We start from the raw sequence: 23065 nt of genomic DNA on the forward strand, positions 1-23065 counted from the left end.
GAACACCCCATTATGGCTATCCGCGTAGGCATTGTCGGCTACGGAAATCTTGGTAAGAGCGTCGAAAAGCTGATTGCGATGCAACCCGATATGGAACTGGCAGCGGTGTTTTCTCGTCGTGAAGCACTCGACACTGACGCGCGCGTGCTGCCCGTGGCGGACTTCGCGCAGTACAAGGACGAGGTCGACGTGGCCATCTTGTGCCTGGGCTCGGCGACGGACATCCCGGAGCAGGCGCCGGAGTTCGCCAAGCACGTGTGCACGGTGGACACCTACGACAATCACCGCGACGTGCCGCGCCACCGAGCGACGATGAACGAGGTCGCGGAGGCTAACAACACCGTGTCGATCGTTTCGACCGGCTGGGATCCGGGCATGTTTTCGCTGAACCGCACCATGGCGGAGGCGCTGCTGCCGAACGTGAAGCAGAACACGTTCTGGGGCCCGGGCCTGTCGCAGGGGCACTCGGATGCGGTGCGTCGCGTGGAGGGCGTGAAGAAGGCCGTGCAGTACACGATTCCCGCGGAGGATGCCCTGGAGCGCGCCCGCCGCGGCGAGACGGAGGGCCTCGACGGCAAAAGTGCGCACAAGCGCGTCTGCTACGTTGTGCCGGAGACGCCGGGGGATGCTGAGCTTGAGGCGCGTATCGACGAGGCCATCCGCACCATGCCCGACTACTTTGTCGGCTACGACACCGAGGTGCACTTTGTCGACGATGCCACCTTCGACGCCGAGCACACCGGTATGCCTCACGGCGGCCACGTGATCACGACGGGTGACACGGGTGGGCACCAGCACCTGATCGAGTACACCTTGGAGTTGCAGCGCAACCCAGACTTCACCGGTGCGGTGGCGATTGCGTACGCGCGCGCCGCTGTGCGCAGCGCCCGAAATGAGGCTTATGGTGCGTATTCGGTGTTGGAGGTGCCCCCATATTTGATTTCGTCTACCCCTTTAGATGACCTGATCGCACGCGACGTGTAATATCTCTTCGAGTGCTGGAGTGGCGCAATTGGCAGCGCAACGCACTTGTAATGCGTAGGTTGCGAGTTCAAGTCTCGTCTCCAGCTCGGAAAGAACACCCCCGCCCCCTGTTCGTGCAGGTGGCGGGGGTGTCGTCGTTAAGCGAGATCGGGGTTCGGGTCGCGCTGCGGGTCGCGGACGGGGATGATCAGGGTCGCCCCGATCAGCAAGACCATGACGATGCCGATGATGCCCGCGCGGTCGTCGGTGCCGATGATGCCGACGAACGTGGCGAACAGCAGCGGGGTGAGCCAGCTGACGGCACGCCCGGTGGTGGTGTAGAGGCCGAACATTTGGCCTTCGTGGCCGGGCGGGGCGACGCGGGCGACGAAGGAGCGTGACGACGATTGCGCCGGGCCGACGAATAAACACAGGATGAGGCCGAGGATCCAGAAGGCGAAGGGGCCGTCGGCGAAAAGCAGCGCGAACCCGGTGATGATCATGATGACTAACGACGAAAGGATCACGGCTTTGGGGCCGATGCGATCGTCGAGGTAACCGCCGACGAAGGCCCCGACCGCCGCGACCACGTTGGCGGCCACTCCGAAGAGCAGCACCTCGGAGGCGGAGAGGCCGTAGACGGTGACCGCGAGGATCGCGCCGAAGGCGAACACGCCGGACAGGCCGTCGCGGAAAATCGCGGAGGCAACCAAGAAGAACACGCCGTTCTTGCTGGTGTGCCACAGCGTTTTCAGGTCGCTGAAGAGGCGCCGGTAGGAGGCGATGAAGGACTCGCGGAAATCGGTTGTGGTGCGGGGGATTTCGGGCACGCGCAGAAACAACGGCAGTGCCAGCACGAGCATCCAGGCCGCCGCGAAGGCAGCGACGGCGCGGATGTTGAGGCCTTCGTCGGTAGGAATGTTGAGCAGGCCGCGGGTCTCGCCATCACCGGAGACGAAAAAGATGAAGGACAAGAGCAGTACGACGATGCCCCCGACGTATCCTGCGGCCCACCCGGCGCCGGAGACGCGGCCGACGGTCTCCTCGGTGGAGACCTGATTGAGCATCGCGAAGTAGGAGACCTCGGCGAATTGGATGGTCACGGAGGCAACGGCGAGCAAGACAAGGCCGACGAAGAAATATTCCGGTGCGGTGTTTTTGATGAAAAATAGCGCGGCCATGGCGGCCACGGTCCACAACGTCCAGACGATGACAGCTCTTTTGCGGGTGCCTTTGTGGTCGGCGCGTTGCCCCATCACCGGGGTGACAAGCGCGATGACAACGCCCGCGGCGGCCATGGACAGCGAATACCACTGCGAGGGCTTCAGGCTCGAGTCCACGGTGGTGCCCACATCATCAACCAAGTACACGGAGAAGATGAACGTGACTAAAACGGCGTGGAAAGCAGCTGTCCCGGCATCCCACGACGCCCAGGCGGCAACCGATAGGCAGTCGGTGCGTTTCCCGGGCACGGCGGTGGAAGAAACGGAAGAGCTGGTGGGCTGACTCATGCCTATGATCCTAAGGGTAAGGCCGGTTGTTGTCTCAACAACGTTATTGCTGGTTCATCGGCGTGGTCTTCGGGTTGCCGCGGAAACACCACCACGTCACCACCGCAGCCAACACTGCTATCGCCCCCGCGGCCCCCAATAATGCCAGGTAGGCAGTATCAAAGGCGTGCGCTTCGGGTGTGCCCCCGGCGGTGAGGCGCGCCGTGATCGTCGTTAAGCCAGTGCCCATCACAGCGACCGCCACCAGCGCGCCGAACTCGTAGGACACCTCTTCCACGCTGGCGGCCATACCTGCGCGGCGCGGGGCGACCGACCCGATGATCGCCGTGGAGGCCACCGACATCACGGCCCCCAGCCCGGCGCCGGTCAGACCCAAGGCGGGCACAAACACCGCCAGGTTATCCAGGCTGGACACGGCCACCGCAAGACCGATAGCGGCCACGACAAAACCGCCGGAAATCAGCGGCAGAAAACCCACCTTGTGCAGGAACATCCCGCCCATGATCGACGTGGGCAGGCTCGCGACGACCACCGCCACGATCACTAGGCCCGCCTCCAGCGGCGAAAACCCGGCCACCAGCTGAAAACGCTGCGTGGTCAACAGCTCCACGGAGGCGACAATAAAGTACGAACACCACGCGGCAATGACTCCGCCGCTAAACATGGGGGAGCGGAAAATATCGAAGGTGAGCAGCGGCTGCTCCAAGCCACGCTGGCGGCGCGCGAACAGCCACGCGGCCAGGATCGCGCCGGGCAGCGCCAGCAGGTGGCCTTTCAGGGCGAGGGTCAGCAGGCTAAACATGGCCAGAGCAATTAACGACGACCACCCGTCCCAGCGGGCTGCCGGATAGGGGATATTGGGTGGCGCGGTGACCGTCATCAGCACCAGCGCGATCATCACGATGGGGACGTTGACGAGGAACACGGAGCCCCAGAAGAAGTGCTCTAGGAGGAAACCGCCAAGAACTGGGCCGGCGGCCGCCCCCACGATGGCGACTGCGCCCCAAATTCCGATGGCGGTATTGCGCTCGCGCTCGTCGCGAAATGTCTGCCTGATCAGCGCCAGGGTGGACGGCATCATGGTGGCCGCGCCGACGCCGAGCAGCGCGCGGGCGGCGATGAGCACCCTTGCGGTGGGGGAGTAGGCGGCCAGAAGCGAGGCGAGGCCGAAGATGGACAGGCCGATCGTGAACATTTTGGTGTGGCCGATCCGGTCGCCAAGCGTTCCGGTGCCCAGCAGCAGGCCGGACATGACCAGCGGGTAGGCGTTGATGATCCACAGTGATTGCTCGGGGGTGGCGGAGAGTTCGTCGGAAAGCCGCGGCAAGGCGGTGTACAGGATGGAATTATCCAAGCCGATCATGAGCAGGCCGAGGGACACGACCAAGAGAAAGACCCAGCGCATTCAAGGCAGTATAGCGCCATTGAGCTCGGACCAGGCGTACAGTAAGTGGGCAGTCAACGTTCAGGTTTGGGGCGTTTACTGTACCTGATACGAATATGAAGGTGGCATGAAGATCATGACTGAAACCCAAAACACGCAAAATTCCCAAGGCGTGAAGGTGCTCGTTGTCGACGACGAGCCAAATATCGTCGAACTACTCACGGTTTCCCTGAAATTCCAGGGCTTTGAGGTGGAATCGGCCGCTTCTGGCCACGAAGCGCTGCGGATCGCGCGCGAGTACAGGCCGGATGCGTACATCCTGGACGTCATGATGCCGGGCATGGATGGTTTCGAGCTGCTGACGAAGCTGCGCGCCGAAGGTCTTGACAGCCCAGTGCTCTTCCTCACCGCGAAGGACGGGGTGGAGGACCGGATCCACGGACTGACCATCGGCGCCGACGACTATGTGACGAAGCCCTTCAGCCTGGAAGAGGTGATCACGCGCCTGCGCGTCATCTTGCGCCGTGGCAATGTGACCGAGGGCGAGCGCGAAGACGCAACGATTCGTTACGCGGATTTGACGCTTAACGACGATACCCACGAGGTAACCAAGGCCGGTGAGATCATCGACCTGTCGCCCACGGAGTTCAACCTGCTGCGCTACCTCATGCTCAACGCTGAGGTGGTGTTGTCGAAGGCGAAGATCCTGGACAACGTGTGGCATTACGATTTCGGCGGCGACGGCAACGTGGTGGAGTCCTACATCTCTTACCTGCGTCGCAAGGTCGATACTGGCGATGTGCCGCTGATTCACACTGTGCGTGGTGTCGGCTACGTGTTGCGTACCCCACGCCAGTAGGACAATTTTTCTATGGTGCAAGGCATGGCCCGGAGCAAAAGCGAGAAGAAGCGTCGACGAAAGTCGCCGAAGCCGAAAACACGCGCCGTCCCGCTGCGGACCTGGCTGGTGTTGCTCATGGTGATGATTTCCGGGCTCGGCCTCGTCGGTAGTACTTCGGCGGTATACACGCTGATGCGCAGTGTGTTGTACCAGCGTATCGACGAAGACTTGTACACGGGGATCGATGGATGGGCGAAGTCCCTCGAGCTCCCGCCGGGCATGTCGACGCAACGGCTTCCTTCCGACTACGCGCAGGTGATTATCCCCCTTGGTGGGCCGCAGCGCGTGGTGAACGGGAGGGGCAGCCCACCGGATATCACCAAGCTTGAAGCCTTGCATGACCCCATCACGCTGCCATCGGTGGAGGGATCACTCGAGGAACGCAGTTGGCGCGCGATGGCGACCCTGAGTGAGAACGGCAGCCTCATCGTCGTGGCGAAGTCCCTCGACCAAGAAAAGAACCTGCTACGTAACCTGAACATCATCCAGGCTGTGATCTCTGTTCTGACCTTGGTGCTGATCGCTGTTGCCTCATATTATTTTGTGCGGCGTGCGATGCGCCCGCTGCGCGAAGTGGAGGCAACAGCCCAGAAGATTGCTGAGGGAGACCTAGATTTGCGTGTGCCTGAGTGGCCCCGAAACACGGAAGTGGGGCAGCTGTCGTACTCGCTGAACATCATGCTGGGCCAGCTGCAGGACTCGGTGGAGGAGGCGCAGCAGAAAGAGGCCCAGATGCGCCGGTTCGTCGGCGATGCCTCGCATGAGCTGCGCACCCCGTTGACGAGCTTGACCGGTTTTACTGAGCTCTACCGGCAAGGTGCCACCGATGACGTGGATTTCGTGCTGGGCAAGATTGACGACGAGTCCAAGCGCATGAAACTACTGGTCGAAGACCTTCTGGCCTTGACCCGCGCGGAAGGCAGTCGTCTGAATAAGAAGCCAATCGACCTGCTTGAGCTGTCGTTGGCGGTGATGGGCTCGGCTCGGGCGGCGTTCCCGGAGCGCAGCATCAATGTGGAAAACGCTACGACCGATATCCCCGTCGCACTAGGCGATCCGGACCGCATGCACCAGATTCTGCTCAACCTTGTCGTCAACGCGCTCAAGCACGGTGGCAAGGATGCGGAAGTAGAAATTGTGCTGCGCGACGAGGAGGACACAATCGTCGTGGACGTGCGCGATAACGGAATCGGCATGAGTGAGGATGTCGCCTCGCACATCTTTGAGCGCTTCTACCGCGCCGATTCCTCGCGCACCCGCGGTGGCGGCAATGGCGGTTCAGGCTTGGGGCTGGCCATCGTGAAGTCGCTCGTCGAGCAGCACGACGGCACGATTTCCGTCACCTCGGAGGAGGGCGTGGGCTCCACCTTCACGGTGTCACTGCCACGGGCTAGCCAGGGCTAGGGCAGGTAACCGTTCTGGTCGGTGCCGAGGAAATTGCGCAGCTTAGCGGCCGCGTCGTCCATCTTGGCGGGGTCGGTCTCGTCGGCGGCCATGGTCGTCGACAAGCTATAGCCGGACATGTCGTTGGCCGGGAAGATGTGGATGTGCGCGTGGGGCACTTCGAAGCCGGCGATGAGGTAGCCGGCGCGTTCGGAGCCGAAGCATTCGATCACGCCGTCGCCGATCTGCTGGGCAATATCGTTCATGTCGGCCCATGTCGCCTGGTCAATATCGGTCCACTTGTCCACTTCCTCGACGGGGACGACGAGGGTGTGGCCATAGGCGACGGGTTCGATGGTGAGGAATGCGGCCACCTTCTCGTCGCGGTAGATGAATCGACCGGGCAGTTCCCCGTTAATGATCTTCGAAAATACGCTACTCATAATGATTAAAGTCTAGCCGCCGTCGGGCTATTATGAGCGCCATGCGCATCCTTATTATCGGTTCCGGTGGCCGGGAACATGCACTTGCTCAGGCCATGCAGACTCATGAACTGTTTGTCGCCCCGGGTAACGCGGGCACGGCGGAGATCGCCACGAATGTTGACTGCGATATCCAAAACCCCCTCGAGGTGGTGCACGTCGCGCGCCAGGTGCACGCAGACCTCGTCGTGATCGGGCCGGAGATCCCCCTGGTTGCCGGCGCGAGCGACGCGTTGCGCGAAGCAGGCTTTTCGACGTTTGGCCCCACCCAAGCTGCCGCCCAGCTGGAAGGTTCTAAGGCATTTGCGAAGGATGTGATGTCCGCTGCCGGTGTGGCCACCGCTTATGCGGAGCGCATCCTGGACGCGGGCGAGATCGATACCGTGTTGGATAATTTTGGCCCGAACTATGTGGTCAAAGATGACGGTTTGGCAGGGGGCAAGGGCGTCGTCGTTACGCGCGATGGTGAAGCCGCGGCCGAGCATGCCCGCGATGTCATCGCCGGTGGAAACCCGGTGCTGGTGGAAAGCTTCCTGGACGGCCCGGAGGTGAGCCTGTTTTGCCTGGTCGACGGGGAGACGGTCGTGCCGCTGATTCCGGCGCAGGACCACAAGCGCGCCTACGATAACGACGAGGGCCCGAACACCGGCGGCATGGGCGCGTACTGCCCGCTGCCGTGGCTGCCGGAGGGCGGTGTGCAGCGCATCGTCGATGAGGTGGTAGCACCCGTGGCACGCGAGATGGTCTCCCGCGGCATTCCTTATTCGGGTTTGCTGTACGCGGGCATCGCGTGGGGTGAGCAGGGCCCGTCCGTCGTAGAGTTCAACGCCCGTTTCGGCGATCCGGAGACCCAGGCCGTGCTGGCCCTGCTGGAGTCGGATCTGGCCGAGGCCCTGCTGGCTACCGCGGAGGGCCGCCTGGCGGGGTTGCCGCCGCTTGAGTGGCGTGATGGCGCTGCGATCACCGTGGTCTTGGCGGCGCAGGATTACCCGGCCGCGCCCGTGATCGGCGGGGAGATCCGCGGGGCTGAGCATGTGCTGCACGCGGGCACGGCGCGTGACGACGAGGGCCGCCTCGTGTCCTCTGGTGGTCGTGTTCTCAACGTGGTGGGCGTGGGCGCTGATCTTGGGGCTGCGCGCGAGGACGCTTATGCGCAGATCGAGCAGATTGAGCTGGAGGGTTCCTTCTACCGCCGCGATATCGGACAGCGTGCGTTGGACGGGGAGATCACGGTTTAAGCTAGAGGCCATGACAGTTTCCAATCGTGGCCGCGTTCAACCTTTTCGAGTGATGCAGATGCTGGACTTGGTCCAGCGTCGCAAGCGTGAGGGCAAAGACACCATCATGCTGTGTGCGGGGCAGCCGTCGACCGGTGCGCCCCAGGCCGCGATTGATGCGGTCACACAAGTGCTTAACGACGACGCCCTGGGCTACACCGAAGTCGTCGGCGATGCGCAGCTGCGCCAGATCATTGCGGACTGGCACTCGCGCACCTATGGGGTGGACACGGACGCGCGCAGCGTGGTCATCACGACGGGTTCTTCCGGCGGTTTCGTCAACGCGTTCCTGGCCTGCTTGGATGCGGGCGACACGGTGGCGTTGCCGAACCCGGGTTACCCGGCGTATCGCAATATTTTGGAGTCGCTGGGCGGCAAGATCGTGACGATGGAAACGGATGCGTCGACACGGTTCCAGCCCACTGCCGACCACTTGGAGGCGCTGCGTAAGTCCGGGGAGGACATCAAGGCTGTCATGGTCACCAGTCCCGGCAATCCCACTGGCACCATCATCGACCCGAGCGAGCTGGAGCGGATCGCCGCGTGGTGTGACGACAACGGCGCGTGGCTGATCTCCGACGAGGACTACCACGGCATGAGCTTCGGACGCCCCGAGGCCACCGCGCGGCAGTTCAGCAAGAATGCTGTGGTCGTCGGCACGCTGTCGAAGTATTACTCCATGACCGGCTGGCGCGTGGGCTGGCTGATCCTGCCCGACGCGCTGCTGGAGCCCGTGGAGAACCTGCAGGCCTCGCTGGCTTTGTGCGCACCGGCGGTCTCCCAGGTGGCGGCGCGCGGTGCTTTCACCGATGAGGCGCGCGCAACGCTCGACGGCTACGTGGAGGACTATCGCCGCGTGCGGGAGGTCTTCCTGGAGGAGCTGCCGAAGATCGGGCTGGATACCTTCGCGGATCCGGACGGCGGCCTCTACCTGTGGGTGGACGTGTCGAAGTACACGCAGGATTCGGAAGCCTGGTGCCGTGAGCTCGTCGATAAGATCGGCGTGGCGTTCGCCCCGGGGATCGATTTCGACCCGACAGGCGGCAACACGTGGGTACGATTGAGCCTGTGCTCCACTCCTGAGTTGGCGCGCGAGGCGTGTGCGCGTCTCGACGATTACCTCAACTAAAAAGTCTCTATAGAAAGAGTTGTGCTGTGGCCGAAAAACCCTTCAACGGCAATGTCCTGTCGAACCGCTACGCATCGCCCACCATGGCGAAGCTGTGGAGCGCAGAATACAAGATCATCCTGGAGCGCCAACTGTGGATCGCCGTCATGCGCGCGCAGAAGGACCTGGGGCTCGACATCCCGGAGTCCGCGATTCAGGCCTATGAGGCAGTCATCGACCGCGTTGACCTGGACTCCATTGCTGCGCGCGAACGCGTGACACGCCACGACGTGAAGGCGCGCATCGAAGAATTCAACGCTTTGGCCGGCCACGAGCACATCCACAAGGGCATGACCAGCCGCGACCTCACCGAAAACGTGGAACAGCTGCAGGTCTACAAGTCCCTAGAGCTGGTGCGCGACAAGTCCGTGGCCGTGCTCAAGTCCATGGGCAACCGCGCCGCCGAGTACAAAACCTTGGTGATGGCCGGCCGTTCCCACAACGTGGCCGCCCAAGCCACCACCCTGGGCAAGCGCTTTGCCACGGCCGCCGACGAAACCCTGGTCGCCGTGCGGCGCGTGGAAAATCTGCTGTCGCGCTACCCACTGCGCGGCATCAAGGGCCCGATGGGTACCTCCCAGGACATGCTGGACCTCTTCGACGGGGACCGCGGCCGGCTGGCCTCCCTAGAGACCACCATCGCCGACTACCTCGGCTTCTCACACATCTTCGATTCGGTGGGCCAGGTCTACCCACGTTCCCTGGACTTTGACGCGATCTCTGCCTTGGTGCAGCTGGGGGCTGGCCCATCGTCGTTGGCCACCACGATCCGCCTGATGGCGGGCAACGAAACCGTCACCGAGGGCTTTAAGGAAGGCCAGGTCGGTTCGTCGGCAATGCCGCACAAGATGAATGCGCGCTCCTGCGAACGCGTCAACGGCTTCCAAGTGATCCTGCGCGGCTACCTCACCATGGTGGCTGACCTGGCGGGGGCCCAGTGGAACGAGGGCGACGTGTCCGATTCGGTGGTGCGTCGCGTGGCGCTGCCGGACGCATTCTTCGCCTTCGACGGCATGATGGAAACCTTCCTGACAGTACTCGAGGAGTTCGGCGCTTTCCCCGCCATGATTACCCGCGAGCTGGACCGCTATCTGCCGTTCCTGGCGACCACCCGCATCCTCATGGCAGCGGTGCGCAAGGGCGTGGGCCGCGAAACCGCGCACGAGGTGATCAAGGAAAACGCCGTGGCCATGGCCCTGGATATGCGCCAGAAGGGTGCGGAGCAAAACCTCACCGAACGCCTTGCTAAGGACGGTCGATTGGGCCTGAACCAGTCCGAGCTGGACCAGGCGCTGGCAGACCGCGAGGCCTTCATTGGCGCTACCGAGCTGCAGATCGACCACGTGCTGCACAACATCCACGACCTGGTCAACCAGCACCCAGAAGCCGCGAACTACACCCCGGGAGAAATTCTCTAAGTCGACGTGGCCACTTGACTACCACGGTGGCGCTGATGGGTCTACACTGTGAATCCATGCGACCAGAATTGTCTGAGTACAACCACCTTTCTGCAGGTAAAGTCCGTGAAATCTACGAGATTGACGACGAGACCCTGCTGATGGTGGCCACCGACCGAATTTCGGCGTTCGACTTCCCGCTTGAGCCACTCATCCCCGACAAGGGACGAGTGCTCACGGCGACGAGCGTGTTCTTTTTCAACCAGATCGATTTCCCGAATCACCTCGCCGGCCCCATCGACGATGAGCGGATCCCGGCCGAAGTGCTCGGGCGTGCGCTCGTCGTTAAGCGCCTGAACATGCTGCCTTTCGAGTGCGTCGCGCGCGGTTACCTCACCGGATCGGGCCTGAAGGAATACAAGGAGTCCGGCACCGTCTGCGGCATCGAGCTGCCCGAAGGGCTCACTGAGGCCTCGAAGCTGCCGGAGCCGATTTTCACGCCCGCGACGAAGGCGGAGCAGGGCGATCACGACGAGAACGTCAGCTTTCAGATGGTCGTCGATAAGCTCGGCGAAGCCCGCGCCAACGAAATGCGCGACGCCACCTTGAAGATCTACTCCGAGGCCGCGAAACTGGCCGAATCCAAGGGCATCATCCTGGCGGACACGAAGTTCGAATTCGGCCTGGACAAGGATGGAACGCTGGTGCTTGCCGACGAAGTCTTGACCCCGGACTCCTCCCGCTACTGGCCGGCGGACTCCTACGCCGAGGGCGAGGTGCAGCCAAGCTTCGATAAGCAATACGTGCGCAACTGGCTGACCAGCCCGAAGTCCGGGTGGGAGCCGGGCGGGGATGTCGCACCGCCGGCGCTGCCGGGCTCCGTGGTGGAGGCCACGCGCGAGCGCTATATCGAGGCCTATGAGCGCCTGAGCGGGGAGAAGTTCCACAGCTGGCTGGGTGACTGCGCGAAGTAAAACGGTTGCTAGCATGGGTGGTTATGACCGATACCTCGCGAACGGCCCCTGTTGCCCCCACCCACCCCGTGACGCGCTCTTTTCATGGGCGCGATTTCGTGGACAATTACGAATGGTTGCGCGACAAAGAATCGTCCGAAACCATCGCCTACCTGGAGGCGGAGAACGCTTATACGAAGGCGCGCACCGCTGACCTGGAGGGCCTGACGGAGCAGGTCTACGAGGAGATCAAGTCCCGCACCAAGCAGACGGACATGTCCGTGCCGCAGCGCGCCGGTGACTGGTGGTACTACGGGCGCACCATCGAGGGCAAGGACTATGGCCTGTCCTGCCGTGTGGCCGTGGAAGAAGGTTCTGACCCGTGGGTGCCGCCCGTGCTGCCCGAGGACGGATCCGCGCTACCCGGCGAGCAGGTCGTGCTGGACTTCAACGAGCTGGCCGAAGGACACGAGTTCTTCTCGGTCGGTGCTTCGAGCGTGACGACGAGCGGCCGCTACCTTGCCTACTCCGTTGACACGGCCGGCGATGAGCGCTTCACCCTCTACGTCAAAGACTTGGAGACAGGCGAGCTGCTGGATGACCGGCTGCACAACATTTTTTATGGCGCGACCTGGGCAGGCGAGGACTATATCTTCTACCAGCGCGTCGATGAGGCTTGGCGCCCGGATTCGGTGTGGCGCCACAAGATGGGCACCAGCATGGACGAGGACGTGCTGGTCTACCGCGAAGAGGATGAGCGCTTCAACGTGGCCGTCGGCGGGGAGCGCTCGGAGCGCTACCTGATCATTGAGTCCGGCTCCAAGGTCACCACCGAAATCCGCGTGCTGCCCATCGACGATCCCGAAGGCGAATTCCACGTGCTGTGGCCGCGCGAACAGGGCGTGGAGTATGCGGTGGACTTAGCCGACCTGGACGGCGTGGAGCACTGGGTGGTCACCCACAACGCGCTGGGGCCGAACTTTTCGGTGGGCCAGTGTGCGGTGAGGCCGGCGTCGGAACGCGCTACCACCCCGCTTCCTGGCCTGCGTGAGCTGGACGAACTGGTCCCGCACGACGACGAGCGACGCGTGGAGGGCATCGATACCTACCGCGACTTCATGGTGCTGGCGTACCGGCGTGGGGGCATTGGGCGTGCCGCGTTCATGAACCTGAAGGGCGAGGATTTCGGGCGTTTCCACGAACTCGAATTCGATGAGGAGCTTTACACCGTCGGCGTGGGCGGCAACCCGGAGTGGGACGCCCCCGTGGTGCGCCTGTCCTATGTGTCTTTCACCCAGCCCGCGCAGCTTTTCGATTACCGCGTGGCCACCGGCGAGCGCACCCTGCTGAAGCAGCAGGAGGTCCTGGGCGGCTATAACCCCGAAGAGTACACCGCCTATCGCATGTGGGCGCGTGCCGACGATGGCACCGACATCCCCGTCAGCGTGGTGCACCGTGCCGACCTGGACCGTTCGGTGCCGCAGCCCACGTTGCTCTATGCCTATGGTTCCTACGAGTCCTCCATCGACCCTGGTTTTTCCATCGCACGGCTGAGCCTGATGGATCGCGGCATGATTTTTGTCATCGCGCACGTGCGCGGCGGCGGCGAGATGGGGCGCGCCTGGTATGACCAGGGCAAACTGCTGCAGAAGAAGAATACTTTTACAGACTTCATCGCGGCCGCGGACATGCTTATCGACGAAGGCCTAACCACACCGGAGCAGCTGGTGGCCGAGGGTGGATCCGCCGGAGGCATGCTGGTCGGCGCGGTGGCGAACATGGCCCCGGAGAAATTCGCTGGCATCCAGGCGATTGTGCCCTTCGTCGATCCGTTGACCTCTATCTTGATGCCGGAACTCCCACTGACAGTCACCGAGTGGGAGGAATGGGGAGACCCCTTCCACGACCCGGAAGTCTACGACTACATGGCCTCCTATTCGCCCTACGAGAATATTGAGGCAAAGAAGTACCCCAATATTCTGGCGGTGACCAGCCTGAACGATACCCGCGTGCTGTACGTGGAACCGGCGAAGTGGATCGCCCAGCTGCGGGCAACGGCGACCGGCGGCGAGTTCTTACTCAAGTGTGAGATGAGCGCCGGCCACGGCGGTGTGTCCGGACGTTATGCCCGCTGGCGCCAGACAGCATTCGAGTATGCGTGGACGCTCCGCACCGCCGGTGCGGCGTAGTTTCTCGGCGCGCACAAACCGGCGCGCTGTGAGATAATTATGCGCATGAATGGCCGCCTCCTCGTCTCCGTCTCCTCGATTTTTTCTGAGACACGCAAGGACGTGGAGCGTTTGATCAGCACGCTTGACGACGAAAAGATCCCCGTCTCCCTGCTGGTCGCGCCCCATATTGATGGCAACTGGCACCTAGCCAAGGACAAGGGCACCCGCGCTTTTCTCACTGAGCAGCGCGACGCTGGCCGAACCTTAATCCTCAATGGTTTTGACCAGGCGGTGCAGGGCCGGCGTGCCGAATTTTCTACTCTGGATGCACACGAGGCCCGCCTCCGCTTGAAGGGAGCGACGCGCCAGATGCGCAGCATCGGATTCGGCACCGACATCTTTGCCCCACCGCGGTGGCGGATGTCTGCCGGAACGCTCCAGGTGCTGCCGGAGTTCGGGTTCGTGGTCGCAGCGTCCACCGATGGGCTGGTACACCTCGAGTCCGGGCGAGTGTTGAAAGCCCGCAACCTGTCGGTGGGCGAGGGCTATGGTGCGGCGAAGTGGTGGCGCGGCAACGTGATTCGTGCCGCCGAGCGCGGAGCGAAACGCGGCAACTCGGTGCGTTTGTCCATTTCCGGCCGCAACCTGGGGGAGAAGAAGGTGGCTCGTGATTTCGTGGCCGCGGTGCTGGCTGCCGCGCAGGCCGGTGCCGTGCCCGCCGACTATGGAAAATTTCATCGCTAGACGTGGCACGTTTTCTGTACAGTGGTGCCATGACTATTCGAGACACCACAGTAACCCTGAACGATGGGTCCGAGACAACGTTAAATGACATCGCCGGAAGCAACCTCATTCTTCTGGTCAACACCGCGTCCGAGTGCGGATTGAAGACTCAGTTCGAGCACCTTGCCAATCTGCAGGACACCTACGGTGACCGTGGCCTGACCGTTGTGGGCGCCCCATGTAACCAGTTCAAAGGCCAAGAGCCTTTGAGCGACGCGGAGATCGCCACGAAGTATGCCGAGGAGTACAACGTGAACTTCCCGCTGCTGGCCAAGCTGGAGGTCAATGGTGAGAACGCGCACCCGATCTACCAGGAACTGGTCACAGCCAAGGACGAAGAGGGGGAGGCGGGCGAGATTCAGTGGAACTTTGAGAAGTTCCTCATCGCCGATGACGGTTCCGTTGTTGCCCGCGTCCGCCCGATGACCACCCCGGACGATCCCGTGGTGATCCAGACGCTCGAGGAAAACCTCCCCGAGTAAGTCCCCGGCGCTAGAGGCCGAAGCGCCCTAGGACTTGGCGGACAAGGTCGGGGAAGAATAGGTTGAGCAGCCCTGCGACCAGGGCGCTGATACCTGCAACGCCGACAAGCGCACCAATCACGCCCGAGAGGCTGCTGACAGAGCTCGCCACATCTGGCTGTGGGGCTGGATCGGTCGGCTGATCCGGCTTCGCGTCCGGATCCGCAGGATCCGTGGACAGCGAGAACCCGACCTTGATCGGATCGTGGTCGGAGGAGCGGAACGGGGTGGTGTCGTAGAAGTCGACCGTGTTGTAGTTGCGGCGGGAGTACTCGAACGCGATGGATTCATCAGCGTTGATATTCCACACAGCCGCGTCGACCACGCGCGTCGTCGCCTCCTCGTTGCCCAGCACGTGGTCAAGCGACCCAAGCATCCCGCCGAACTGGTACGTCGGGGTGGAACCGGCGTGGGACTCATTGATGTTGGTGAACCCCTGCTGCTCGAAGACTCGCACGGCATCCTCCTGGGAGTAGGCATTCAGGTCGCCGATGACGAACACAGGCAGCCCAGCCCAATCGTCCTGGCGGTCGAGATGCTCCACGAGAGCGCGCGCCTGTTCGGAGCGCAGGTTCGCATTATTGCCCTGTCCGTCGCCCATATCCCCGTCGTCGTTGGCCACAGAACCCTTGGACTTGAAGTGGTTGGCGATAGCGACGAAGGAATCTCCACCTCCAGCGGGCTGGAATTCCTGCGCCAGCGGCTGGCGCGCGGTGCCGGTGTAGGCTGGGTCGTCGAAAATGCGCGACTCTCCCACGGGCTCCACCTTGGCTGGCTGGTAGATGAACGCGGTGCGGATCACATCCTCGTCGGTGCCCAACTGCGTCGGCGATTCGACGTAGGCCCACTTGGTTTCACCTGCGGCCTCGTTCAGCTTATCGACGAGGTACGCCAACGATTCGTCGCGACGCGTGACATCGCCGGTGACAACCGCAGTATTTTCGATCTCCTCAAGGCCAACTACGTCGGCATCGAGCATGTTGATTGCGTTAACAATTTTGACTTGCTGGTCGTTGAAGGCTGCCTCCGAGTAGGCGCCGCGCACGGTGCAGTAGTTGGTGGCGATTGGAGTGCCGTGCATGTCCGTGTAGTAGCGGCAGCCCGGCTCATCCTTGCCCAGAGATGTGAAGAAGTTCAGCACGTTGAAAGTAGCGATGCTGTAATCACCCTGCACCGATGCGGGAACTGCAAGTTCTGCCTCGCGGGAGTTCTCCCACGTGATCGGAAGCTCTTCGGTGGCATTGGTGCCGGTGATGGGGGTCTGGGGCTGGAAGCGCCACAGGTTGAAGTCATACTGAACAATCACCGGGTTTTGGAAGGTAACACCGTCGCCGGTGCGAATGGGTGTGATCCCGCCGTCCGTGGTGGTCAGGTAGGGCAGGGGAGTGTTCTTGTCGGTGCGCATGTAGTTGGCGGTGCGGCCGTCGTCGAGGGTGACCAGTTCTTCGTCGATACGCGCCTGCATCTCCTGGGCCTGCTCGCCGGGTAGTACGACGTCGGTGGGCTGGCGGAAGGCCTCGGTGCCAGGGGCCAGGCCAAGTTCGCCGAAGGTGTTCAGGGAGTAATTGTTGGTCACGGTGTAGGCGCCGGTGGGCTGGACCAGCATCGATTCGTAGGTCTCGCGGATTTCGTCGCCAGCGGGGAGGTGCTCGATCGCAACCGGGGTGACCGGGGTGAGTGGCTCTGCGAGGACGAGAACTTGTGCGTTGGACAGCTGGGTGGTGCCGTGATGCTCGCCGGCGCGCCCGGTGACCTGGACGGAATCGCCTAGATTCGGGTAGGTGCCATTGGATCCTAGGTAGACGAAGATGCCGTGGGAGGCATCGCCGAGCTTTTGAGGCTGGCCACCGGTTCCCTCTGTTTGGATGTAGAAGCCGTTGCGGCCGCCTTCAGCGTAGACGCCGGTGACGACACCGCTGGTGGTCACCGTCTGGCCGTCGAGCGGGGTGGAATCGCCGGTGCCCTGGATCTCTGCGATTGGGGTGAGTTGGTCGGAGGGGATGACCTCCGGCTCTGTGGGGCCTGTAGGTTCTGTAGGTTCGACGGAGCCTGCGGCGCCCGAGTTCTGCGGGGTGGGTGCGCCCACGGTGAAATCGGCAGAGTTGTTGTCCGTATCGACGCCGACGGATACGCGCTGCACCGAGGTGGAGTTCGAGGTGGACGGGGCCGGAGCACCTTCGAATTGGGTGGCGTTGCCCCAGCCGACGAGGTCGACGGTGACCCCGGTGGCGTCGTAAAGCTCAGCGATGGCGTTCGTGCCGGAGAAGTTGAAGCCACCTTCGGCATCGGGAGCCGGCAGGGCAGCGTCGTTGTTGGATCCGGAAGCGCCCTGGATCAGGAAGTGAGAGTTCGCGGGGATCACGCCGGACAGCGTGATCGTGTTGCCCACGTTTCCGGCCGCTGATTTCTGTGACAGGGTCCACCCCGTCACATCAATGTCTGCGTCGGTGGGGTTGTACAGCTCGACGAAATCATGGGAGAAGACGGAGCGGGAGTTGCCTCCGCCACCGTAGACCTCATTGATCACGACATTAGAGCCATCGGGCGCAGCGACAGCCTGCGGTGCAACGACGGATACGGTACCTGCAGCCAGGGCTACGGCGAAGGCCATAGCGCGGCGGGGGTGGGCAAACAAAGACATGGGAATTCCTTCACAACGGGGGAGTGTCAGAACGTGATGCGTTCTCATTCATTCTTAACGGAATAAAAAACTTATGAATGGTGAAGAGTGAAGAATTCATGTCGATGTCATAGAGGGGTCACCCAGAAGAAAAGACAGGTTCACCCCTGCCTCAAGAAAAGGTGAGGCAGGGGTGATCGTCGATAAGCGAAAACTTAAGCTCCGATGGCTGGGCCGATCGTCGGCCAGGACTCGCGCAAAGACTCCTCGAACAGGTAGAAGGAGTGCGCACCGTGCGTCGGCGTGTAACGCGTGACGTGGAGGCCTTCCTTGCGGGCCATGTTGGTGAAGTACTCAGAGCACGCGTGCGCGCCAAGCTCGACGATACGCGGGCCGATCCAGACCGGCTGGACAGCGCGCTCCTGAGCCGAAGGCACACCTTCCGACGAAGACACGAACAGCGCGGTGCCGTGCAGGCGGTGCAGGTTGCGGATCGGGTTATGGCCGTTCCACGTCGGGCTGTCGGGCAGGCCCCACGCGTTGAAGGACAAGCCGCCGGCCTCTCCCATGATGGCCGAAATATAGGCCCACCCTGCGGCACCACCCGTGGATGGGCAGCCAGAGTAGGACGCGGCGGCCTTGAAACGCTCCGGGTTCTGCGCGGCCAGGTCGATCGCGCCGCTGCCAGAGGCCGAAATGCCGCCCACGGCATCGCGCCCGGTGCCGTGGAAGTGGCGGTCGATCACGCTCGGCAGCTCATAGGCGATATACGTGGTCCACTTGTTGTTGCCCAGCGCTGGGTCGACGTTGTTCCAGTCGGTATAGATGGACCGCTTGCCGCCCAACGGGGTGATCACATTGACGTGCTTGTCGGCGAAAAAGTGCTCATAGTTGGAGTGGCTGGCCCAGTTCTGGCCCGCTTGCCCACCGTTGGAACCGGAGAGCAGGTAGAAGGTGGGGCGGGGCGCGTCGCCTGCGGGAAGCAGCGCCATATTGGAAATGGTGCGGCCCATCGCCGGGGAGTAGACATCAATATTCCACCGGTTGCCCTCCACGTGGGTGGCAGAGACAAGGTGTGCGCCGGAGGTATCCGGCGGGGCGATGGGTGGGGCGACGGGACCGTTGCCGGACGACAGTCCCAGATCAGCGACTGCATTACCGGCGTTAGAGGACATTTCCCCTTCGGGCACGGCGTGGGAAACGGGTGCTGTGGCGATCGTGCCAGCGGTGACAGCCAGCGCAGCAAGCGCGCTGGTGATCTTTCGACGGAATGACATGAGCTGATTCTAATCTGAGAACGCGTGAAGCGTTGAGGAATCGGTGTCGCGGGGCGCGGTTGGGGGCGTTTAGTCCACCAGTTGGCTCACGTGGCGCGGCTGCACCAATGGGATCGGCTGGTAGCGCGAACGCAGTTCCTTGAGCGTTTCGACGTGCTCTGCCAGGGCGAGGTCCTCGTCGGTACACGGCACAAACTGGCGCGCCGCAAGTGGGTGGCCGTCGATGCTGATGCCGATATAGGTGAAGGTGGCGTGGATGGCGGTTTCCAAACCGGCTCGACCGTTGCGCGGGTTACCGGATTCGACGTGGACGGTGACGTGCATCGAACGGGAATCGGTGCGGGTGAGGCGGGCGTCCACTTGAATCAAATCACCGATGGAGATGGGCTTGTAGAAGCGGATGCCGCCGGCATAGACGGCGACGGTGCGCTCGCCGGACCACTCCATGGTGCAGTTCATGCCGGCCTCATCGATCCACTCCATCGCGGTGCCGCCGTGGACGTTGCCGCCCCAGTTCACGTCGGTGGGCTTGGCCAGGAAACGGTGGACGATGCGCGGGGCATCCGATTCGCCGTCGTAGGTCTGCGTGAGCATTTCCTCTTCGATCTCCTTGCGCAGCTGGATGCGTGACTTCGCGGCGGCCTCCATGCGCTTTTCCTCCTCCGTCTCCGGGACAAAGGTAGGCACGGGGGTGGACTTGCCGGTCTCCGGGTCCTTGGCCACGAAGATCACCAAGCAGTCGCAGGCGCGGGTGAAGATGCCCTCGCGCGGATCCGCGGAAAGCACTTCGTTGACGATGTGCATGGAGGAACGCCCCGTCATCGCGATGCGCGAACGCACCTCCACCAAGTGGCCAGAAGGGATGGGGCGGGTAAAGTGAATATGCCCCACGTACGCGGTCACGCAGTATGTCGACGACCATTGGACCGCGCACGCATAGGCGGCCTTATCGATCCACTCCAGCACGCGCCCACCGGACACGCCCTGGGCACCTGCCACGATGATATCCGTGGGGGCTGCCATAAAACGCAGCGTGACGGAGGGTGACTTGGTGGCGGGAACCGGAGTGGTGGGCATGGGGACAGGCCTTTCAAAGATAGAAGTAATCCATTAGCGCAGGTGAAGTACCGATAAGGGTAGCGGGAACTTCACGCACTTAAGATAGTTTCATGCCTGCAAAGAATGACCCCGCATTGACCCGAGCCGCCGTCGACGCTATCTCCGCCTGGATTCGTGAGCCACAGCACAATGAAAAGCCAGCTCGAGGCCAGCTTGCCGACGCCGTCCGCCGCACCGCACGTGCGCTTGCGGCCGAACTTCCGGGCCATTCCGTCGAGCTGCGGGTACCCCCGTTTGTAGCCGTCCAATGTGTTGAGGGCCCGCGACATACACGCGGCACGCCCCCGAATGTGGTGGAAACGGATCCGCAGACGTGGCTTCGCCTTGCCACTGGCATCAGCACGCTTGACGACGAGATCTCCGCCGGCACCGTGGACGCGTCTGGATCACGCGCCACCGACATTATTGCCGCGCTTCCCGTGATCGGCTTAGAAGACGGACCAAAATAAGCTACTGTAAAGGACGTGTTCACCACTGACGCTATTGAAAGTGACGGACGCCCCTTCGATACCCCGGAGAACGAACCACGCGAAGAGTGTGGCGTCTTCGGAGTATGGGCACCAGGGGAAGAAGTCGCGAAGCTAACCTACTTTGGGCTCTTCGCCCTTCAGCACCGCGGTCAGGAAGGCGCGGGAATAGCGGCAGGCAACGCCCAACACCTCGTCGTATTCAAAGACATGGGCCTTGTCTCCCAAGTCTTCGACGAACCCACCCTGGAAGCTCTACAGGGTGATGTCGCCATCGGGCATACGCGCTACTCCACCGCAGGATGCACAAGCTGGGAAAACGTCCAGCCCATCTTCCGCGCCACCGCCGCCAACACAGACCTGGCGCTGGGCCACAACGGCAACCTCGTCAATTACCAGGAACTTCGCGACGAGGCAGTTGCGCGACGCCTGATCCGCGAAGACAATATTGACGGGCAGGGGTCCTCGTCGGATAGCGCGGTGATGTCAGCGCTGCTGGCCGACGCTATCGACGAAAACACCACTGCGTTGGACGCCGCCCGCCAACTGCTACCGCGCCTTGAAGGCGCATTCTGCCTAGTCTTCACCGACGGCGAAAAGGTGTATGCGGCGCGCGACCGCCACGGCGTGCGCCCCCTGTCACTCGGCCAGCTTGAAAGCGGTTGGGTGGTCGCCAGTGAGACAGCGGCGTTGGACATCGTCGGCGCGAAATTTGTTCGTGATGTGGAGCCAGGCGAGCTCATCGTCATCGACGCCGACGGCGTGCACTCGGAGACATTTGCTGAGCCACAGCGCGCCGGGTGCGTCTTCGAATACGTGTACTTGGCGCGCCCGGACTCGGTGATTAATGGCCAGACCATCAACACCACGCGCATTGAGATCGGCAAGCGCTTGGCGCACTCTGATCCCGTCGAGGCGGACCTCGTGATGCCCGTGCCGGAATCCGGTGTGCCTGCCGCGATCGGCTACGCCACGGCCTGCGACATTCCGTATGGCCGCGGCCTGATGAAAAACGCCTACGTGGGGCGGACGTTCATTCAGCCCTCGCAGACGCTGCGCAAGCTGGGCATCCGCCTGAAGCTGAACCCAGTGCGCGACATGATCGAGGGCAAGCGACTGATCGTGGTGGATGATTCCATTGTGCGTGGCAATACGCAGCTTGCGCTGATCAAGATGCTGCGCGAGGCCGGCGCGAGCGAAGTCCATGTGCGCATCGCCTCTCCGCCGGTGAAATGGCCATGCTTCTACGGCATTGATTTCGCGGATCCGGACGAGCTGATTGCCAACCGTGACGGCCTCGACGGTTTTGCGGCGGCGCGGACCGCTTCGCGCTCCGAGGAAGACATGGTGGAATATATTCGCGAAACCATCGGCGCGGACTCGCTGGCGTTCGTCAGCCAGGAGGACATGGTCGATGTGACCAACCAGCCAGGACGTCAACTGTGCACGGCATGTTTCGACGGCCACTACCCACTGGGTCTGCCGGCGGGGAACAAGCAGGCAGACATCGTGCGTGAACTTCAAGAAGGGATCAAATAGATGACCGACCAGAATACGCCCACTACCGGCGCGTCCTACGCCGCCGCAGGCGTGTCCATCGAGGAAGGCGACCGCGCGGTCGAGCTCCTTGCCGCGCACGCGAAGCGCGCCACTCGCCCCGAGGTCCGTGGTGGTATCGGCGGCTTTGCTGGGCTCTTCGCGCTGGGCAAGTACCGCAACCCGCTGCTCGCTGCGGGCTCAGACGGCGTGGGTACGAAGCTTGTTATCGCCCAGGCGATGGATAAGCACGACACCATCGGCATCGACCTGGTGGCCATGTGCGTCGACGACCTCGTCGTGTGCGGTGCTGAGCCACTGTTCCTGCAGGACTATATCGCCACCGGAAAAGTGGTGCCGGAGAAAATCGCAGACATCGTCGGCGGCATCGCCGAAGGCTGTGTCCAGGCTGGCGCAGCTCTGTTGGGCGGCGAGACCGCTGAGCACCCAGGCGTGATGGACCCGGACGACTACGATGTGTCCGCCACCGCAGTCGGCGTGGTCGAAGCCGATGAGCTGCTGGGCCCAGAGAAAGTGCGTGTGGGCGATGCGATTATCGCCATGGGTTCCTCCGGTCTGCACTCCAACGGTTATTCCCTGGCCCGCCACGTCCTCTTCGAGCGCACCGGGCTGACCGTGGACTCCTACGTGGAGGAACTGGGCCGCAGCCTGGGCGAGGAACTGCTGGTTCCCACCCGTATCTACGCCCGCGACTGCCTGGCCCTGATGTCCGAGTGTGAGGTGCGCACCTTCTGCCACGTCACCGGCGGCGGCTTGGTGGGCAACATGGAGCGCATCATCCCGGAGGGCATGGTGGCGGAGATGCACCGCAACACCTGGACCCCGCAGCAGATCTTCCGCACTATCGAAACCCTGGGCAAGGTCAGCCGCGAAGAGATGGAGAAGACCTTCAACATGGGTGTCGGCATGGTCGCGATCGTGTCCGCCAAGGACAAGGAGCGCACCCTGGCGATGCTCACGGCACGCCACGTGGACTGCTGGGAACTCGGTGAAGTCCGCTCCGCGAATGCGGGCGAGCAGGCCCGCGCGGTCCTGTTGGGTGACAACTCGAAGTACTAAAACGGCGCAGGAAAGCAGACGCCCCGCCTCCTAGGAATCACGGAGACGGGGCGTGGTGCACAGTGTTAGTTG

General features: G+C 62.7%; 19 protein-coding genes and 1 tRNA gene. 14 read left to right on the plus strand and 6 right to left on the minus strand.

Annotated features, from left to right (window positions below):
- Positions 1 to 9: 9 nt before the first annotated feature.
- Together ACHFGA_RS10020 and ACHFGA_RS10025 are read left to right on the plus strand one after the other, a co-directional pair.
- Positions 10 to 984: a diaminopimelate dehydrogenase gene (locus ACHFGA_RS10020; RefSeq protein WP_394282277.1), complete on the plus strand. Its 975-nt coding sequence runs from the start codon at positions 10 to 12 to the stop codon at positions 982 to 984.
- Positions 985 to 997: 13 nt separating this feature from the next.
- Positions 998 to 1070: transfer RNA gene (locus ACHFGA_RS10025), tRNA-Thr, on the plus strand.
- A gap of 51 nt (positions 1071 to 1121) precedes the next feature.
- Here the strand turns inward: ACHFGA_RS10025 and ACHFGA_RS10030 are convergent.
- Positions 1122 to 2474 carry an MFS transporter gene (locus ACHFGA_RS10030; RefSeq protein ID WP_394282236.1) on the minus strand — a complete coding sequence of 451 codons (1353 nt, stop codon included), beginning with the start codon at positions 2472 to 2474 and terminating at the stop codon, positions 1122 to 1124.
- 43 nt (positions 2475 to 2517) lie between these two features.
- The gene (locus tag ACHFGA_RS10035; protein WP_394282237.1) at positions 2518 to 3879 is read right to left on the minus strand and encodes an MFS transporter; all 1362 of its coding nucleotides are present in this window, start codon (positions 3877 to 3879) and stop codon (positions 2518 to 2520) included.
- Positions 3880 to 3985: 106 nt separating this feature from the next.
- Here ACHFGA_RS10035 and ACHFGA_RS10040 point away from each other — a divergent pair, with 106 nt between their 5' ends.
- Both ACHFGA_RS10040 and ACHFGA_RS10045 read left to right on the plus strand, forming a co-directional pair.
- Positions 3986 to 4717, plus strand: coding sequence for a response regulator transcription factor (locus ACHFGA_RS10040; RefSeq protein ID WP_394282238.1), 732 nt, complete (start codon positions 3986 to 3988; stop codon positions 4715 to 4717).
- Positions 4718 to 4741: 24 nt separating this feature from the next.
- Complete coding sequence (locus ACHFGA_RS10045; RefSeq protein WP_394282239.1) at positions 4742 to 6163, plus strand: sensor histidine kinase; 1422 nt, start codon at positions 4742 to 4744, stop codon at positions 6161 to 6163.
- On the opposite strand, the gene ACHFGA_RS10050 is transcribed toward ACHFGA_RS10045, so the two are convergent.
- Positions 6160 to 6585 carry an HIT family protein gene (locus ACHFGA_RS10050; RefSeq protein WP_394282240.1) on the minus strand — a complete coding sequence of 142 codons (426 nt, stop codon included), beginning with the start codon at positions 6583 to 6585 and terminating at the stop codon, positions 6160 to 6162. The two genes, ACHFGA_RS10045 and ACHFGA_RS10050, sit on opposite strands and share 4 nt — an antisense overlap.
- Before the next feature lie 41 nt (positions 6586 to 6626).
- On the opposite strand from ACHFGA_RS10050, the gene purD reads away from it, so the two are divergent.
- From purD to ACHFGA_RS10085, 7 genes are read left to right on the plus strand one after another with little or no spacing between them, the layout of a single operon-like run.
- A complete protein-coding gene (gene purD / locus ACHFGA_RS10055; RefSeq protein WP_394282241.1) occupies positions 6627 to 7862 on the plus strand; it encodes a phosphoribosylamine--glycine ligase in 1236 nt (411 codons plus the stop codon).
- A gap of 52 nt (positions 7863 to 7914) precedes the next feature.
- Complete coding sequence (locus ACHFGA_RS10060) at positions 7915 to 9030, plus strand: pyridoxal phosphate-dependent aminotransferase (protein ID WP_394282278.1); 1116 nt, start codon at positions 7915 to 7917, stop codon at positions 9028 to 9030.
- Between the two features lie 26 nt (positions 9031 to 9056).
- On the plus strand, positions 9057 to 10487 hold the full coding sequence (purB, locus tag ACHFGA_RS10065) for an adenylosuccinate lyase (RefSeq protein ID WP_394282242.1): 1431 nt from the start codon (positions 9057 to 9059) through the stop codon (positions 10485 to 10487).
- A gap of 56 nt (positions 10488 to 10543) precedes the next feature.
- Positions 10544 to 11440, plus strand: coding sequence for a phosphoribosylaminoimidazolesuccinocarboxamide synthase (locus ACHFGA_RS10070; RefSeq protein WP_394282243.1), 897 nt, complete (start codon positions 10544 to 10546; stop codon positions 11438 to 11440).
- A 23-nt stretch (positions 11441 to 11463) separates the two neighbouring features.
- Positions 11464 to 13608 carry a S9 family peptidase gene (locus tag ACHFGA_RS10075; RefSeq protein ID WP_394282244.1) on the plus strand — a complete coding sequence of 715 codons (2145 nt, stop codon included), beginning with the start codon at positions 11464 to 11466 and terminating at the stop codon, positions 13606 to 13608.
- Positions 13609 to 13653: 45 nt separating this feature from the next.
- Positions 13654 to 14334 carry a DUF2334 domain-containing protein gene (locus ACHFGA_RS10080; protein WP_394282245.1) on the plus strand — a complete coding sequence of 227 codons (681 nt, stop codon included), beginning with the start codon at positions 13654 to 13656 and terminating at the stop codon, positions 14332 to 14334.
- Between the two features lie 29 nt (positions 14335 to 14363).
- The gene (locus ACHFGA_RS10085) at positions 14364 to 14855 is read left to right on the plus strand and encodes a glutathione peroxidase (RefSeq protein WP_394282246.1); all 492 of its coding nucleotides are present in this window, start codon (positions 14364 to 14366) and stop codon (positions 14853 to 14855) included.
- A gap of 10 nt (positions 14856 to 14865) precedes the next feature.
- Here ACHFGA_RS10085 and ACHFGA_RS10090 read toward each other — a convergent pair whose 3' ends face one another.
- The 3 genes from ACHFGA_RS10090 to ACHFGA_RS10100 form a co-directional block, all read right to left on the minus strand.
- The gene (locus ACHFGA_RS10090; protein ID WP_394282247.1) at positions 14866 to 17535 is read right to left on the minus strand and encodes an ExeM/NucH family extracellular endonuclease; all 2670 of its coding nucleotides are present in this window, start codon (positions 17533 to 17535) and stop codon (positions 14866 to 14868) included.
- Positions 17536 to 17729: 194 nt separating this feature from the next.
- The gene (locus tag ACHFGA_RS10095; RefSeq protein WP_394282248.1) at positions 17730 to 18791 is read right to left on the minus strand and encodes an alpha/beta hydrolase; all 1062 of its coding nucleotides are present in this window, start codon (positions 18789 to 18791) and stop codon (positions 17730 to 17732) included.
- 69 nt (positions 18792 to 18860) lie between these two features.
- Positions 18861 to 19868, minus strand: coding sequence for an acyl-CoA thioesterase (locus tag ACHFGA_RS10100; protein WP_394282249.1), 1008 nt, complete (start codon positions 19866 to 19868; stop codon positions 18861 to 18863).
- Between the two features lie 92 nt (positions 19869 to 19960).
- Here ACHFGA_RS10100 and ACHFGA_RS10105 point away from each other — a divergent pair, with 92 nt between their 5' ends.
- The 3 genes from ACHFGA_RS10105 to purM are packed head-to-tail and all read left to right on the plus strand — an operon-like array spanning position 19961 to position 22993.
- Positions 19961 to 20359, plus strand: coding sequence for a sterol carrier family protein (locus tag ACHFGA_RS10105; protein WP_394282250.1), 399 nt, complete (start codon positions 19961 to 19963; stop codon positions 20357 to 20359).
- A gap of 15 nt (positions 20360 to 20374) precedes the next feature.
- Positions 20375 to 21916: an amidophosphoribosyltransferase gene (purF, locus tag ACHFGA_RS10110; protein WP_394282251.1), complete on the plus strand. Its 1542-nt coding sequence runs from the start codon at positions 20375 to 20377 to the stop codon at positions 21914 to 21916.
- Entirely contained in the window at positions 21917 to 22993 is a 1077-nt protein-coding gene (gene purM / locus ACHFGA_RS10115) for a phosphoribosylformylglycinamidine cyclo-ligase (protein WP_394282252.1), read from the plus strand.
- The last annotated feature ends 72 nt before the right edge of the window (positions 22994 to 23065 follow it).

The organism is Corynebacterium sp., from assembly GCF_043426755.1.
Taxonomy (GTDB): Bacteria; Actinomycetota; Actinomycetes; order Mycobacteriales; family Mycobacteriaceae; genus Corynebacterium.